General features: G+C 74.0%; 13 protein-coding genes. 5 read left to right on the top strand and 8 right to left on the bottom strand.

Going from position 1 to position 13,544, the window contains the following annotated elements:
* Nucleotides 1-21: 21 nt before the first annotated feature.
* Nucleotides 22-603, bottom strand: a complete 582-nt coding sequence (locus tag ACQZOG_RS14940; RefSeq protein ID WP_354795425.1) for a DM13 domain-containing protein — start codon at nt 601-603, stop codon at nt 22-24.
* Nucleotides 604-1,618: 1,015 nt separating this feature from the next.
* Nucleotides 1,619-1,792 carry a CsbD family protein gene (locus ACQZOG_RS14935; RefSeq protein ID WP_078493159.1) on the bottom strand — a complete coding sequence of 58 codons (174 nt, stop codon included), beginning with the start codon at nt 1,790-1,792 and terminating at the stop codon, nt 1,619-1,621.
* A gap of 137 nt (nt 1,793-1,929) precedes the next feature.
* Between ACQZOG_RS14935 and ACQZOG_RS14930 the strand changes: the two genes are divergently transcribed.
* The 3 genes from ACQZOG_RS14930 (at nt 1,930) to ACQZOG_RS14920 (ending at nt 3,780) form a co-directional block, all read left to right on the top strand.
* Nucleotides 1,930-2,100: a hypothetical protein gene (locus tag ACQZOG_RS14930; RefSeq protein WP_033276627.1), complete on the top strand. Its 171-nt coding sequence runs from the start codon at nt 1,930-1,932 to the stop codon at nt 2,098-2,100.
* 224 nt (nt 2,101-2,324) lie between these two features.
* Complete coding sequence (locus ACQZOG_RS14925) at nt 2,325-3,092, top strand: polysaccharide deacetylase family protein (RefSeq protein WP_033276626.1); 768 nt, start codon at nt 2,325-2,327, stop codon at nt 3,090-3,092.
* 103 nt (nt 3,093-3,195) lie between these two features.
* Entirely contained in the window at nt 3,196-3,780 is a 585-nt protein-coding gene (locus ACQZOG_RS14920; RefSeq protein WP_033276625.1) for a TerD family protein, read from the top strand.
* 77 nt (nt 3,781-3,857) lie between these two features.
* Here the strand turns inward: ACQZOG_RS14920 and ACQZOG_RS14915 are convergent, their stop codons facing one another.
* The 3 genes from ACQZOG_RS14915 to ACQZOG_RS14905 all read right to left on the bottom strand — a co-directional run bounded on the left by ACQZOG_RS14915 (nt 3,858) and on the right by ACQZOG_RS14905 (nt 5,780).
* Complete coding sequence (locus tag ACQZOG_RS14915; RefSeq protein ID WP_037640730.1) at nt 3,858-4,568, bottom strand: hypothetical protein; 711 nt, start codon at nt 4,566-4,568, stop codon at nt 3,858-3,860.
* Entirely contained in the window at nt 4,565-5,116 is a 552-nt protein-coding gene (locus tag ACQZOG_RS14910; RefSeq protein WP_033276623.1) for a SigE family RNA polymerase sigma factor, read from the bottom strand. Before ACQZOG_RS14910 ends, ACQZOG_RS14915 begins: the two co-directional genes overlap by 4 nt.
* 73 nt (nt 5,117-5,189) lie before the next feature.
* Complete coding sequence (locus tag ACQZOG_RS14905) at nt 5,190-5,780, bottom strand: hypothetical protein (RefSeq protein ID WP_037640729.1); 591 nt, start codon at nt 5,778-5,780, stop codon at nt 5,190-5,192.
* Between the two features lie 384 nt (nt 5,781-6,164).
* Here ACQZOG_RS14905 and ACQZOG_RS14900 point away from each other — a divergent pair, with 384 nt between their 5' ends.
* The gene (locus ACQZOG_RS14900) at nt 6,165-8,204 is read left to right on the top strand and encodes a SpoIIE family protein phosphatase (protein WP_078492923.1); all 2,040 of its coding nucleotides are present in this window, start codon (nt 6,165-6,167) and stop codon (nt 8,202-8,204) included.
* An 84-nt stretch (nt 8,205-8,288) separates the two neighbouring features.
* Nucleotides 8,289-10,370, top strand: a complete 2,082-nt coding sequence (locus tag ACQZOG_RS14895; protein ID WP_033276620.1) for an ATP-binding SpoIIE family protein phosphatase — start codon at nt 8,289-8,291, stop codon at nt 10,368-10,370.
* Nucleotides 10,371-10,813: 443 nt separating this feature from the next.
* On the opposite strand, the gene ACQZOG_RS14890 is transcribed toward ACQZOG_RS14895, so the two are convergent.
* The 3 genes from ACQZOG_RS14890 to ACQZOG_RS14880 form a co-directional block, all read right to left on the bottom strand.
* Nucleotides 10,814-11,116 (bottom strand): SCO4225 family membrane protein, encoded by a 303-nt coding sequence (locus ACQZOG_RS14890; protein WP_033276619.1) that lies wholly within the window; start codon nt 11,114-11,116, stop codon nt 10,814-10,816.
* Between the two features lie 97 nt (nt 11,117-11,213).
* Nucleotides 11,214-12,428: an NAD(P)/FAD-dependent oxidoreductase gene (locus ACQZOG_RS14885; RefSeq protein WP_430741552.1), complete on the bottom strand. Its 1,215-nt coding sequence runs from the start codon at nt 12,426-12,428 to the stop codon at nt 11,214-11,216.
* A gap of 99 nt (nt 12,429-12,527) precedes the next feature.
* Nucleotides 12,528-13,475, bottom strand: a complete 948-nt coding sequence (locus ACQZOG_RS14880) for an RNA polymerase sigma-70 factor (RefSeq protein WP_037640725.1) — start codon at nt 13,473-13,475, stop codon at nt 12,528-12,530.
* Nucleotides 13,476-13,544 lie beyond the last annotated feature (69 nt).

The raw sequence follows: 13,544 nt of genomic DNA, 5'->3' as shown, positions 1-13,544 counted from the left end.
GGCGGGGTCAGGCCCCCGGAATCAGATCGTCGGGGCGAGTTCCGCCGCTCCGAAGGAGACGTCGAAGCGGTCGCACCAGATGCTGACGCTGGTCCAGGCGGACAGGTCCACGTCCTCGGGGAGGGCGTAGTTCTGATCTCCCTTGTTGCCCTTCAGCGCCCCGAGGTCGACGTGCCGGCCGTCGTCGAAGACGTGCCAGCCGGCCCGCCCCTCCTTCACCGGCGCGTCGGTCAGCCACACGCGCAGGTCAGGGCCGTTGCTGGTGTCCAGCCCTTCCAGCCGCACCACTCGACTGCCGTCGGCCAGCCGCACGAGGCTCACCGTGCCGGTGGTCGCGTGCTCATGGCTGATCAGCTCACCGCTCGCCAGGGTCACCGGGCCGGCCGGGGGCGCGGCGGACGCTGAGCCGGACGGTGCTCCGCCCGGGGCCGTCGACGCGGCCGGGGCGGTCGTCGCGGTCCCGGGCAGCGCCTCCCGCACCGTCTCGTCCTGCCACAGCTTCCACGGCTGGAACCAGTACAGCCCGAAGCCCGCCACGGCGGTCACCCCCGCCAGCAGTAAGGCCGTCCACGGTCTGAACAGTCCGTCACGCACGCGTCCCATGTCGCCTCACCCTTCGCGCTCCTTCGGTTCCGTCAGTCAACAGGGGGACCGGGCGCGCCGGGCCGCACGAGCCATGACGAAATCCTTACGGCTCTCGCCGGGCCGATCTGAGTATCCGGACCGATGTGCACCGGGAGAGGACGGGAAAGGGTGGGCCCATGCGTCGACTACTGCTGCTCGCACCGGTGTTGCTGGCTTTGACCGCCTGCGGGCTGATCAAGTCGGGCGACGAGAAGGCGACCGACGTCGCACGTGCGGAGGCCACGACCGTCGGAAAGCGCCTGTACAGCCAACGGCCGCGTACGGCGGACGAAGTGGGGTACGCGGCGTCGACCATGGAGGGGGTGGAGGTGCTGCGGGTGACGGGCACCGAAACGCACGACGGCAAGGGTGTCGAGCTGATCATCCGCACCACGGGCTCGGCGCTCGAGTCGGGCCTCGACCCGCAGACGATCACGGTGTGGCGGTGTTTCTCCCTGAGGGTGTCGCCGAGCGTGGAGTGGGGTGAGGAGCCCCGCGACGTCGACTGCCCCGACGGCCCGCCCCTCCGCTTCAGCCCGCCGCCGGAACCGCCCCGGGTGCCGACCGAGGCGCTCATGGCGAAACTGCCGCGCGTCCCGAAGGGCGGCCATATGGACGAGACCGCGGTACGCCGTGTCCTCGCCTCACTGGACATGGACCCGGTGATCACGGCTCATCTGAAGACGGAGAACGGACGCGTCGGCATCCTGCTCTCCCCGCCGGCCGACGGGTACGCCCCGGTGGACTGCGTCCTGGCTGTCGTCGGCCCCGGCGGGACGAACGTCTGGACGCCTCCCCGCATCCAGCGCATGCCCGGCGAAGGCGGCTGCTCCGTCACCAACGCCCTCCACCCCGCACCGCCCCCGCACCGCCCCCGCACTGACCCCAATCGACTCGTCGATTCCCCCCGCTGCGGGCCTGACGTGCACGCGCCCGTGTGGGGCCGCGCCGGTGCGTCACCGGGGCGGCCCCACACGGGCGCGGGACAAGCGGGTCAGTGCTTGAACGCGTCCTTCGTCTTCTCCTTGGCCTCGCGGGCGTCGCCCTTGCTCTTCGTGGCCTGGCCCTCCGCCTCCATGCGCTCGTTCCCGGCGGCGCGTCCCAGGGCCTCCTGGGCCTTGCCCTGCGCCTGCTCGGTCTTCGCCTTGGCCTTCTCACCGGCACTCACGGAACATGCCTCCTCGTAGCGTTCGGGCACTGTGTCGTGAGGCCACGGGTGCCCCCACTTCTCCTTCACAAACAAGGCGACATCCAGGTGTGCGACTGCGGGTCGAGGGCAAACGGAGCGGCAGGAGGTCGATAACTATGGTTCCCTTGCTGCTCGTTCTGCTTCTTGCCCTGATCCTGTTCGGCGCCGGCTTCGCCGTGAAGGTCCTGTGGTGGATCGCCATCGCGGTCCTCGTCATCTGGCTGCTCGGCTTCGTCATGCGCTCCACGAACGCGGGCGGTGGTCGCGGCCGCTGGTACCGATGGTGACGCGCCCCTCCGCGCCACCGCACCACCCCCCGGGGGCCCGGTCACCACGGTGACCGGGCCCCCGGTCCGTGCCGGCACCCCTCGTTCTGTCCGCGAACGTCCCCGGATGTGTCCGTGATCCGTAACGGACGCATCCGGGGACGTCCGTGTCCCGTCCTGCCCAGTGGTTCCCGGAGAAGCCCGGGACGCGGGCGACGAGCGACAGCAGGAAAGCGGGGCGGGACATGGCGCGGCACGGCGGTGGACGGAGCTGGTACGGCAAGGTGGCCGGGGCGGCGCTCGGGGTGACGATGCTCGCCGTCGGCGCCTCGGTGTACACCGCCCAGGCCGACGTCGTGAACGGCACCCCGGAGGCCGGCGCGGCCGCGAAGCCCGCCGCCGTGAAGCGGGTCTCCCCCACGATCGCGCACGCCTCCGACGCCGGCCCCCGCGGCGTCAACATCACCATCGACGACGGCCCCGACCCGCGCTGGACGCCCCAGGTGCTGGAGCTGCTGCGCGAGGAGGGCGTGAAGGCCACCTTCTGCCTCACCGGCGTCCAGGCGCGGACCCACCCCGGCCTGGTCAAGGAGATCGTCGCGGACGGGCACGTGCTGTGCGACCACTCCGTCTCCCACGACACCGCCATGGACCGCAAGTCCGAGGCGTACCAGTCGAAGGAGATCCTCGACGCCGAGCGCATGATCACCGAGGCGTCCGGGGGCGTCCGCCCCCTCTACTACCGCGCGCCCGGCGGTGCGTTCACCCCGCACAGCCGCGCCGTCGCCGCCTCCCGCGGCATGCGCCCGCTGGGCTGGAACGTCGACACCAAGGACTTCGAGCAGCCGGGCGCGGACTCCATCGTCGAGACCGTGCAGCGGGAACTGCCCAACGGCCCCACGATCCTCTTCCACGACGCCGGCGGCGACCGCGCGCAGACCGTCGAGGCGCTGCGCCGCGTGCTGCCCTGGCTGAAGGAGGAGGGCTACTCCTTCGGCTTCCCGGTGCGCTGAGCGTCCGCAACGATCGCGTTTCAGGGCAGACCCGCCTGTTCAGGATGGTGCGGCGCCAGGCAGACTCAAGGCCGTACACCCGTCGACGAAGGATGGCTCGTTCATGATCACGCTGACCAAGGAAGACGGCCCCGCGGACCTGGACGGGGTCACGCACCTCTCCATCGGCGTCTCCTGGGACCCGACCGCCGGATCCAGCGGCGGAGTGCTCGGCAAGCTGCGCCGCAAGACCGGTACGGACCTCGACCTGATCGCCATCGCGATGTCCGGCGGCGACCCGGTGCGCCTGGCCGGCCTGGACTCGCTCGACCCGATGGGCAACGGCTCCCTCCTGCACAGCGGCGACAACCAGACCGGTCACGGTGACGGCGACGACGAGACGGTGACCGTCGAGTTCTCCCGCCTGCCCGGCGCGATCACCTCGATCGTGTTCGTCGCGGCCGCCTACAAGAAGGGCAGCTCCTTCCAGAAGGCCCGCAACATCAGCTTCAAGGTCTACGACGCCACGGGCGGCAGCAGCCAGCAGGTCGCCGACATCTGGCCGAGCCTGCTCAGCCAGGACAACGGCTGCGCCGTCGCCAAGGCCGTGAAGGTCGGCAACAGCTGGAAGCTCGAGGTGATCAACGAGACCGGCAAGATCAAGCAGGGCGACGAGCACGCCCTGATGCGGTTCGCCGTCAGCAAGTAGGCACGCGGGGAGAGAGAAACGGGCGGCCACGACACCGGCTGGGGGGTGTCGTGGCCGCCCTCCCCCGTTCCCCCCGGTCAGGGAAGCGTGGCGTAGACGCGGCCTTCGGTGTCGCGGACGGTGATCCCTCCCAGGTCGTCGGTGTCGGCGACGGCGTACCAGACGCCCCACCCGGGGTTTCCGGGCAGCTCCAGCAGGTGTCCGCGCACCGGTCCGTCCTTCGACGCGACCTCGACCACGGACGCCGTCCCCTCCCCGCCGTAGTAGAGGCCCGACAGGTACGCCCTGGTGGGCGACGACTCGGACTGCATCGAGACGCCAGGACTGCCCCGGTCGATGTTGCCGTCCACCACGCTCCGGAACTGGTCGAGCTCCGGCATGTCCGGCGTCGTCCAGTGCTTGCCCTCCTCCGTCAGCCACAGCACGAACCCCGGCGCCGCCGTCACCCGCTCGCCCGGATCGACGATGCGCGGCGTCGGCGCGGACACGGTCGGTGAGGCGGACGGCGTGGGCGAGGCGGACACGACGGCGGCCGGGCGCGTGACCCGGCCGCCGTCGTCCGGGCCGTGCAGCGTGACGAAGGCGAGCGGCGCGAGCAGCACGGCGCAGCCCGCGCCCAGCACCGTCGTACGGCGCCTGCGGCGGATCATCCTGCCGCGGCGTTCCACGGCGGCCAGCGGCAACCGGGACGGGGTGACGTCGTACGCGGCGGCGGCCAGGGCCTCGCGCAGGCGTCCGGCCTCGGCGGGCTCGGCGTCCCGTTCCGCTGCGGGGTCGGGGTGGTTCATGGGCGGGCTCCGGGAAGGGGGTGCGGGCGCTCGGCGGCGGCGAACGCGGGATGGGAGCGCAGGGCCTCGAGGCCGCGCCGCGCATGCGTCTTGACCGTGCCGGGCGAGCAGTTGAGCACCTCGGCGATAGCGGTCTCCGGCAGGTCCTCCCAGTAGCGCAGGACCAGCACCGTCCGCTGCCGGGTGGACAGCGAGGCGAGCGCCTCGGTGATCGCGGCACGGGACTCGACGGACTCCGCGTGACCTCGGTCGGACTGGTGCACCCGCTCCGGCAGGAACGGCATCAGCAGATGTGTGACCCGGCGTCTGCGGGTCCGGCTGATGTTGTTGTTGACCAGGGAGCGCCGGACGTAGAAGTCGACGTCGTCCGGCGGGACGCGTCCCCAGCGGGCGTACACCTTGGCGAGCGTGGTCTGCACGAGATCCTCGGCCTCGTGGAAGTCCCCGGTGAGCAGGAGGGCGGTCCGCACCAGACGGGCCCAGGCCGCACCCGCGTAGGCGGCGAAGTCGGGGTGTTCCGGCAAGGCGGCGGACGTCTCGTGCGGCACGGACAGATTCCTCTGCGTCGGGTATGGGGGAGTGGGCCGGGGCGGGGGACCGGCCGGTCCCCCGCCCGCGGGGTCAGCGCAGCGAGATCGAGGCGTAGACCTTGCCCTTGGTGGTGCGGACCGTCACCTCGGAGACGAAGTGCCGGGAGCCGTCGTTCGGTGCGGGCTCGGCGACGGCGTACCAGACGCCCCAGCCGGGACGGCCGGGCAGCTCGATGAGCTTGCCGTGGAGGGTTCCGGCGGCCGTACGGAGCTCGACGGTGGACGCCGTGCCCTTGCCGCCGTAGTACAGGCCGGAGAGGTGGACGCGGTCCGGGGTGCCCTCGGACTGCACGGAGACGCCCGGGCTGCTCAGATCGACGTTGCCGTCGACGACGCTGCGGAACTGCCCCTCGGGCATGTCCGGCGTGGTCCAGTGCTTGCCCTCGGGCGTCAGCCACAGCTCGAAGCCCGGCGCGCCGGTGACGCGCTCGCCCGGCTGGACGATGCGGGGGGTGGGCGCGTGCTTCGCCGCGGGGGCGACGGCCGGGGCGGCCGCCGTCGCCGTCGCGGAGTGCGGTGCCCGGCCGGCCGTGTCGTGGGGCGCCGCGTACGACATCGTGGCCATGCCCGCCACGGCGGCCGTGACGGCCGCACCGGCCAGGTACTTCGGGGTCCGCTTCATGCGGCGACTCCTCGTGGAACACGGGCCCTCGCGGGCCCGGACGGTCTGACGGACGGAGGGCGCCTCTCCATCCGTACAAACTCCGGCTCCCCGCCCGCCGGATGACACCCGCGGGAAAGTTTCTCCGCGCGGACTTCCCCGCGGCCGTCCGTGGGTGCGCCCGGCCCGCCCGCCACCGGGTGCCCGCCCCGCGCGGCGGGCGTATCGTCCCGGTATGGGCGCCCGGGGCGGCGGAACGGCCCGGCCGCGGCGGCCGCGCGGAGCGGATCACCCGGACGTCCACAGGGTCAGGGCCCGAGGGGTGCGCCGCCGGGCGCGCGCCGCCCCTTCCGTGCCGGGACGTAGTCAGCCGTGGAGGCGCTGGAGCGCACCGTCGTGCAGGGGATGCGCGACACCGGGGCCAACGTCGGCGGCCTGTACCTGCTGTCCGAGGAGGAGCGGACGCTGCGGCTGGTGGTGCTCAGCGGGGTTCCCTGGGACGTGGCCCTGCCGTGGACCCGGGTCGGGCTGGACCACCACTCCCCGGTGGCCGACGCGCTGCGCGACCGGCGTCTGGTGTGGCTCGGCGGGCCGGAGGAGGTGGCCCGCCACTACCCGCAGCTCGCCGTCGTCCTGCCGTACCCCTTCAGCCTGGCCGCGTCCGCCGTCACGGCCGGCGACACGGTGTGGGGCGGGCTGGTGCTCCAGTGGCCCGGATCGCACCCCAAGGAGCTGAGCCGGGCCGAGCGCGCCACCATCGACACCCTGAGCCGGCGGCTCGGCGAGCTGATGCGCGCCGCCCACCGCGGCGGCCGCCTCCCGTCCGCCGACGGGACCACGCGTCTGACACCTCCGCCGGACGTTCTCACCGGCACACCCCGGGAACCGGCCGACGCCTTCGCCGAACGCCTGCCCGGCGGATGCTGCTCCCTCAACGCCGACGGACGGATCGTCTTCGTCACCGACACCGCCGCCCGGCTGCTCGGCACGGCGCGGTCCCGGCTGCTCGGACACCGCCCGTGGGAGGCGCTGCCGTGGCTCAACACCCCGGTCGCGCAGGACAACTACCGGGCCGCCGTGTACAGCCGCCGGCCCACGTCGTTCACCGTGCTCCATCCGCCCGGCCGCTGGCTGTCCTTCCGGCTGTACCCGGACGGCACGGGCATCAGCGTGCGCATCGCGCCCGCCGTCGCGCCGGGCGTCCCCGACCCCGGGCAGTCCCCGGCCCCCGCGCCCGTCGCCGCCGGGCGGGCCACCGCGGTGTACCACCTGATGCATCTCGCGGCGACGCTGTCCGAGGCGGTCGGGGTGGCCGACGTGACGCAGCGGGTCGCCGACCTGGTGCTGCCCGCCGCCGGGGCGCAGGCCCTGGCCCTGATGACGGCCGAGGAGGGCCGGCTGCGGATCGTCGGGCACCGCGGCTGGACCGACGAGCTGATGCGCCGCCTCGACGGGATGCCCCTGACCTCCGACGACCCCGCCGCACGGTGCCTCGCCCACGGCACACCCGCCTTCTACGCCGCCTTCTCCGAACTGCGCCGCGCCCACCCCTCCCTCATCCGCCTCGACGACATGGCCGCCTGGTGCTTCCTGCCGCTGCTCGCGTCGGGCGTCCCCGTCGGCACCCTCGTCCTCGCCTACGACCGGCCCCACACCTTCGCCCCCGCGGAACGCGCGCTGCTCACCTCCCTCGCCGGGCTCGTCGCCCAGGCCCTCGACCGGGCCCGCCTCTACGACGTCAACCAGAGCCTCGCCCACACCCTCCAGGCGGGACTGCTGCCGCACCGCCTGCCCCGGCTGGACGGCCTCGACGTCGCCGCCCGCTACCTCCCCGCCGGCCGCCACGCCGGGATCGGCGGCGACCTCTACGACCTGATCCGCCTCGACGACACCACCGCGGCGGCCGCCATCGGCGACGTCCAGGGGCACAGCGTGCGGGCGGCGACCCTCATGGGGCAGGTGCGCACCGCCGTGCACGCCACGGCCGGCGCGCCGCCCGCCGAGGTGCTCGCCCGCACCAACCGCCTGCTCACCGACCTCGACCCGGGCCTGTTCACCAGCTGCCTCTACGTCCACCTGGACCTGGCCCGGCATCGCGCGCAACTGGCCTGCGCCGGGCACCCGCCGCCGGTGCTGCGCCGGCCCGACGGGCACACCGAGGTGCTGCGCGTCCCGCCGAACCTGCTGCTCGGCGTCGATGCCACCGCCGACTACACGTGCACCCACGTCGACCTGCCGCCCGGCTCCGTGCTGGTCCTCTACACCGACGGCCTCGTCGAGGTGCCCGGCACCGACCTGCTGGACTCCGTCGACGCGCTCGCCGCGCGCCTGGCGGACGCCGGTGACCTGGACGCGGACGGTCTCGCCGACGTGCTCGTCGACGACGTACGGCGCAGCGCGCACCGCAGTGACGACGTGGCGGTGCTGGTGCTGCGGACGCTGTGACCCGTCCGGCCGAGTTGCCGCGTGCGGGTGATGCGAGAAGGTGAGAGAAGGCCGGAGGGGGATGGCCCGCGAAGGGAGTGCGCCGTGCCGGACGGTCCCGTCGACGACACCGCGGTGCTGGACGCGCTGTTCGCCGGCTCGCCCCAGGGTCTGTTCGTGCTCGACGCCGACCGCAAGGTCACCCGGTACAACCCGTCCGCGCGCGGGGTGCGCGCCCTTCCGTCCGAGGACGTCGTCGGCCACGACGTACGGGACTTCGCGCCCGACATGGAACCGGAACTCGGGCAGCTGATCGACGAGGTCGCCACGACCGGCGAGCCGGTGCGCGGGCGGCTGCTGCGGGGCCGTTCCCCGTCCGACCCCGACCGGACGCTCGCCGTGGAGGTGTCCCTGTTCCCGCTGCGCGACGGCCCCGGTCTGGTGGGCGTGGTGGAGGACGTGACCGAGCGGCAGGCCGCGGCGGACCGTCTCGCCGTGCTCAGCACGGTGCACCGGACCGTCGGCAACACGCTCGACGTGCGGGCCACGGCGGACGCCCTGGTCGACGCGCTGGTGCCGGACTTCACCGACGCGGCGTCCGTGGACCTGCTGGACGACGACCCCTCGGGGGCGGCACCCCCGCCCGGTCCCCTGCCGACGTCCGTGCCGCTGCGCCGGATCGCGTTCGCCGCCCCCGGCTCCGTCGAGCCGTCCCGGCGCACCGGCGACAGCCGCCCCTTCCCGTTCCCCACGCCCTACACCCAGGCTCTCAGCGACACGCACGCGCGGCTGGTGCAGGTCACCCCGGACGACCCGTGGCTGGCGACGGACCCGGACGGCTTCGCCGTCCTGCTCGGGCGGAAGGTCCACTCCATGATCGTCGCGCCGCTCACCGCGCGGGACACCGTGCTGGGGCTGCTGACGCTGTACCGCAGCCGGGTCGACGCCTTCGAGGACGCCGACCTGGACGTGGCCCGGCAGGCCGCCGCCACCGCGGCCGTGCACCTGGACAACGCGCGCAGCTACCGCCGTGAGCACGCGGTGGCGTCCACCCTCCAGCGGCGGCTCCAGCCGGGCGTGACCCCGCGGCTGTCGGCGGTGGAGACCGCGCACGTGTATCTGCCGGAGAGCGCGGGCGGGGCCTGGTTCGACGTCATCCCGCTGTCGGGGACCCGGGTGGCGCTGGTCGTCGGGGACGTCGCCGGTCACGGCATCGAGGCCGCGGCCACCATGGGACAGCTGCGGGTCGCACTGCGCACCCTCGCCCTGCAGGACCTGGAGACCGACGAGGTGCTGACCCACCTGGACGAGGTCGCCGGGCAACTCACGGCCGTCGACTCCCGCGGGGCCCACCCCTACCTGGCGACCTGCGCGGTCACCGTCTACGACCCGGTCTCCCGGCAGTGCACCATGACGCGGGCCGGACACCCCGCCCCCGTCCTGGTCGACCCCGACGGCTCACCGATCCACGTGGACGTGCCGCTGGGCCCGCCGCTGGGCTCGGAGGGCGGCGCCGCGTACGTCCCGGCGGTCGCCCAGCTCCCGCCGGGCTGCCTCGTCGCGCACGTCACCAACGGGCTGCTGGGCGCCGAGGAGGACGGCGACGGCGACGCGGACGCCGTGCACCGCCTGGAACACGTGCTGGCCACCCCGTCGCGGCCGCTCCAGGAGCTGTGCGACACCGCCGTCTACCGCATGGCGCCCTCCCGCCACGACGACGCCGTCCTGCTGCTCGCCCGCACCGAGTGCCTGCCGCCCGACCGGATCGGCGACTGGACGCTGCCTGCGGACGCCTCCGTCGTCGGCACGGCCCGCCGGATCGTCGCCCAGCAGCTCGCCGCCTGGGACCTCGACGACTGCGCCTTCACCACCGAGATCATCGTCAGTGAACTCGTCACCAACGCGATCCTGCACGGCGAGGGCCCGGTCCGGCTGCGCCTCATCCACGACGAGGAACGCCTGCTCGCCGAGGTGACGGACGCGAGCAGCGCGGGCCCCCACCTCCGCCACGCCCGCGCCGGGGACGAGGGCGGACGCGGTCTGTACATCGTGATGCGTCTCAGCGCTCACTGGGGCGTACGCCACGGCCGCCAGGACAAGACCATCTGGTCCGAACAACGCCTGGGCGAGAAGACACCGGAGGACCTCCTCGCGGCGGTGGACGTGTTCGACACGGCGGGTATGTGAGGGGCGCGCCCCGAGTCACCTCGTCCGCGCGGTAGCGGGGCGCCGGGGGCGCACGGTACGACGAATCGTCCGGACCGGGGCCCTCCACGCCGTTCCGCGTGGCGCGTGCCGCGCGCACGGATGCGGGTGCGGTGCCCGCGCAGGTCCTGCGGGCGTGCCACGCACTGTTCATCGCCGAGTGCGGGCCGTACATGGCCGGTCGCGCAGTTCCCCGCGCCCCTGAAGGGCGCGCCGCCCCCGCCGCCTGGGAGGTACCCCCCAAGGCGGCACGGGTGGGCGCAGGCGGCACCCCGCAGCGCCGAGTTGCACAACGCGTCACGGCGCCCGACCCGTCAGGCAGGTGGGCAGCGGCAACACCCCCTCCCTCCGGGTCACTGGAGGCGGGCCGATGCCGGGCGCGACATGCACCGGGCGAGGGCGCCGCCCCGGTAGGGGCGCCCGCGTCAGCGCTTCTTCTCGCCGCGCAGGCGGCGTGCGCACCAGGTGATGAGCGCCGCGTTGACGAGTGCTCCCGCTGCCACGGCGAGGACGAAGGCGGGCCGGCCTCCCGGCAGGGCCAGGGCGGCGACGCTGACCGGGGCCGTGGCGAGGACCGGGACGACGCCCGCGAGGGACGCGTCCTCGTTCTCCCCCGCGCTCGCGGCGAACGCCCACACGGTGAGGGCGGCGCAGACGCCCAGGTAGCCGAGGGCGAAGGCGTCGCCGTAGAGGCGGCGGAGGAGTGGGCGGTCGGGGCGTCCGGGCATGGGGAACTCCTCACCTGCGGGGTGGCATGTCCCTCTTCCCCGGCCGGGATGCCCGCACACCTCAAGGCCCGCCGCGTCGACGGGCCTTGAGGACCCGTCAGGCGGCCGACTCCGGGGCCGGGGCCGGGGCCGGGGTCACGGGTGCCGTCGGGGCGGGGTGGGTGATCCGGCGGCGGCGGGTGGGGAGGCCCAGGGTCGGGTGGGCGACGCCCCAGGCCGCGCTCTTGCAGATCAGTTCCTTGTAGAGGGCCGCGACGCGGCCGGTCAGCACGGCGCTCTTCGCACGGTCGTCGGCGGTGACGTACTGGATGAGTCCGTCCTTGCGGCCGAGCGAGACGCACTGGTTGAAGTACCGCAGCGGCACGTGCGGCAACTTGCCGCCGGTGAGGCGGGCCGCGATCGCGTCGGCGGCCTGCCACGCGGTGGGCGTGCCGGTGGCGCACGACATCCGCAGCGGCTTGTCGCCGGGCCCCTGCACCAGCGCCGCGTCGCCGACGGCGTACACGTCCGGGTGCGAGACCGAGCGCATGGTGTCGTCGACCACGATCTGCCCGGTGTCACCGACCTTCAGGGTCGTGGCGCGGGCGATCGGGTGGACGGCGAAGCCGGCGGTCCACACGGTGAGCGCGGACGGCAGGACCGTCCCGTCGGCGGTGACCACGCGGCCGTCCTCCACGGCCGTGACCTCGGCGTTCTCGCGCGCGGTGACGCCGAGCCGGTGGAACACCGCCCGCAGGTGGCCCTGCCCCTTGGGCGACAGCCAGTCGCCGAGGCCGGTGCGGGCGGCGAGGGTGACCTCCAGGTCGGGACGCGACTCGGCGATCTCGGTGGCCGCCTCGAGACCGGTGAGGCCGCCGCCCACCACGACCACGGGCTGCCCGGCGGCCAGCTCCGCCAGCCGCTCGCGCACCCGCAGCGCGCCGGGCCGCCCGGCGATCTCGTGGGCGTGCTCGGCGGCGCCGGGGACGCCGTGGTCGTCCCAGCGGCTGCCGAGGGCGTAGACGAGCGTGTCGTACGCCAGCTCCTCGGCGCCACGGTCGCCGGTGACGGCGACGACCTTGCGGTCGACGTCGACGGCGGTGACCCGGGCGACCAGCAGGTCGACACCGGTCCCGGCGAGCACGTCGGCCAGCGGCCGGTGCGTGAGCTCACGTCCGGTGGCCAGCTCGTGGTTGCGGACCCGCTCGACGAAGTCCGGCTCGGCGTTGACGAGGGTGAGGGAGACGTCGTCGCGGTGCAGCCGCCTGGCCAGGCGTCCGGCGGCGGAGGCTCCGGCGTATCCGGCTCCGAGGACGATGATGCGGTGCTGCATGGCAGGCTCCTGTCGTCGACTGGTTCGCCCCTTGAACCGGGCAGCCCGCCGATCCCTGACACCTTCGCCATGTGACCTGCATCACATCGCGGCAGCGCGTCAGTAGACGTCCCTCACCAGCGGCTCCCCGTGGTCGACGGCCGCCCACCGCTCCGTCACGCGCTCCAGCTTGTCGGGGTTGACCTGGCTGCGGACCGCCGCGATGCCGTCCTCGGTGACCTCCAGGCACATCACGCCGATCACCCGCCCGTCGACGACCGCCACGACGGCCGGATCGCCGTTCGCGGTCGTCGCGTACAGCTCCGGCGACCCGCCCGCCACAGCCCGCTTCCCGGCGCCCGGTGTGAACAGGCCCCGCAGGAACGTGGCCACCGCCTTGACGCCCTCGAACGCCTTCGCGCGCGCCGGCACCTTCCCGCCGCCGTCGCCGACCGCGACGGCGTCCCGGGTGAGCAGCGCGACCAGCGGCTCGGTCCGTCCGCTGGTGGCGGCCGCGAGGAACTCCTCCACGACCCGCCGCGCCTCGGCCGCGTCGATCTCCCGCCGCGCCCTGCCCTGCGCCACGTGCTTCCTCGCCCGGTGCAGGATCTGCTGACTGGCGGCCTCACTGACGTCGAGGATCTCGGCGATCTCCTTGTGCGCGTAGCCGAACGCCTCCCGCAGCACGTACACCGCGCGCTCGTCCGGGGACAGCCGCTCCAGCAGCACGAGCATCGCGTACGACACCGACTCCCGCTGCTCGGCGGTGTCGGCGGGCCCCAGCATGGGATCCCCGGCGACCAGCGGCTCGGGCAGCCACTGGCCCACGTACGTCTCGCGCCGGGCGCGCGCCGAGGTGAGCTGGTTGAGGCAGATGTTGGTGAGCACCTTCGTCAGCCACGCCTCGGGCACCTCGATCCGCCCGGCGTCCGCGCCCTGCCAGCGCAGATACGTCTCCTGCACGGCGTCCTCGGCCTCGCTCGCGGAGCCGAGCAGCCGGTAGGCGATGGCCTCGAGACGGGGCCTGGCGGCCAGGAACCGGTTCACGTCGCTCGTGGGCGCAGACATGCCGCGATCCTAGGCACGCCCCCGGCGCCCGCGCCCGCCTTTACGCCCGGCCGCCGCACCCACGGTCGC

Source organism: Streptomyces sp. P13-3-3, assembly GCF_050571355.1.
Classification (GTDB): domain Bacteria; phylum Actinomycetota; class Actinomycetes; order Streptomycetales; family Streptomycetaceae; genus Streptomyces; species Streptomyces althioticus.
This window is presented reverse-complemented; position numbering and strand designations above follow the sequence as displayed.

What these genes read in the sequence shown, in the direction of transcription:
- ACQZOG_RS14940 (WP_354795425.1), bottom strand. Translation starts at nt 603, where the DNA reads ATGGGACGCGTGCGTGACGGACTGTTCAGACCGTGGACGGCCTTACTG.
- ACQZOG_RS14930 (WP_033276627.1), top strand. Translation starts at nt 1,930, where the DNA reads ATGGTTCCCTTGCTGCTCGTTCTGCTTCTTGCCCTGATCCTGTTCGGC.
- ACQZOG_RS14925 (WP_033276626.1), top strand. Translation starts at nt 2,325, where the DNA reads ATGGCGCGGCACGGCGGTGGACGGAGCTGGTACGGCAAGGTGGCCGGG.
- ACQZOG_RS14920 (WP_033276625.1), top strand. Translation starts at nt 3,196, where the DNA reads ATGATCACGCTGACCAAGGAAGACGGCCCCGCGGACCTGGACGGGGTC.
- ACQZOG_RS14915 (WP_037640730.1), bottom strand. Translation starts at nt 4,568, where the DNA reads ATGAACCACCCCGACCCCGCAGCGGAACGGGACGCCGAGCCCGCCGAG.
- ACQZOG_RS14905 (WP_037640729.1), bottom strand. Translation starts at nt 5,780, where the DNA reads ATGAAGCGGACCCCGAAGTACCTGGCCGGTGCGGCCGTCACGGCCGCC.
- ACQZOG_RS14900 (WP_078492923.1), top strand. Translation starts at nt 6,165, where the DNA reads ATGCGCGACACCGGGGCCAACGTCGGCGGCCTGTACCTGCTGTCCGAG.
- ACQZOG_RS14890 (WP_033276619.1), bottom strand. Translation starts at nt 11,116, where the DNA reads ATGCCCGGACGCCCCGACCGCCCACTCCTCCGCCGCCTCTACGGCGAC.
- ACQZOG_RS14885 (WP_430741552.1), bottom strand. Translation starts at nt 12,428, where the DNA reads ATGCAGCACCGCATCATCGTCCTCGGAGCCGGATACGCCGGAGCCTCC.
- ACQZOG_RS14880 (WP_037640725.1), bottom strand. Translation starts at nt 13,475, where the DNA reads ATGTCTGCGCCCACGAGCGACGTGAACCGGTTCCTGGCCGCCAGGCCC.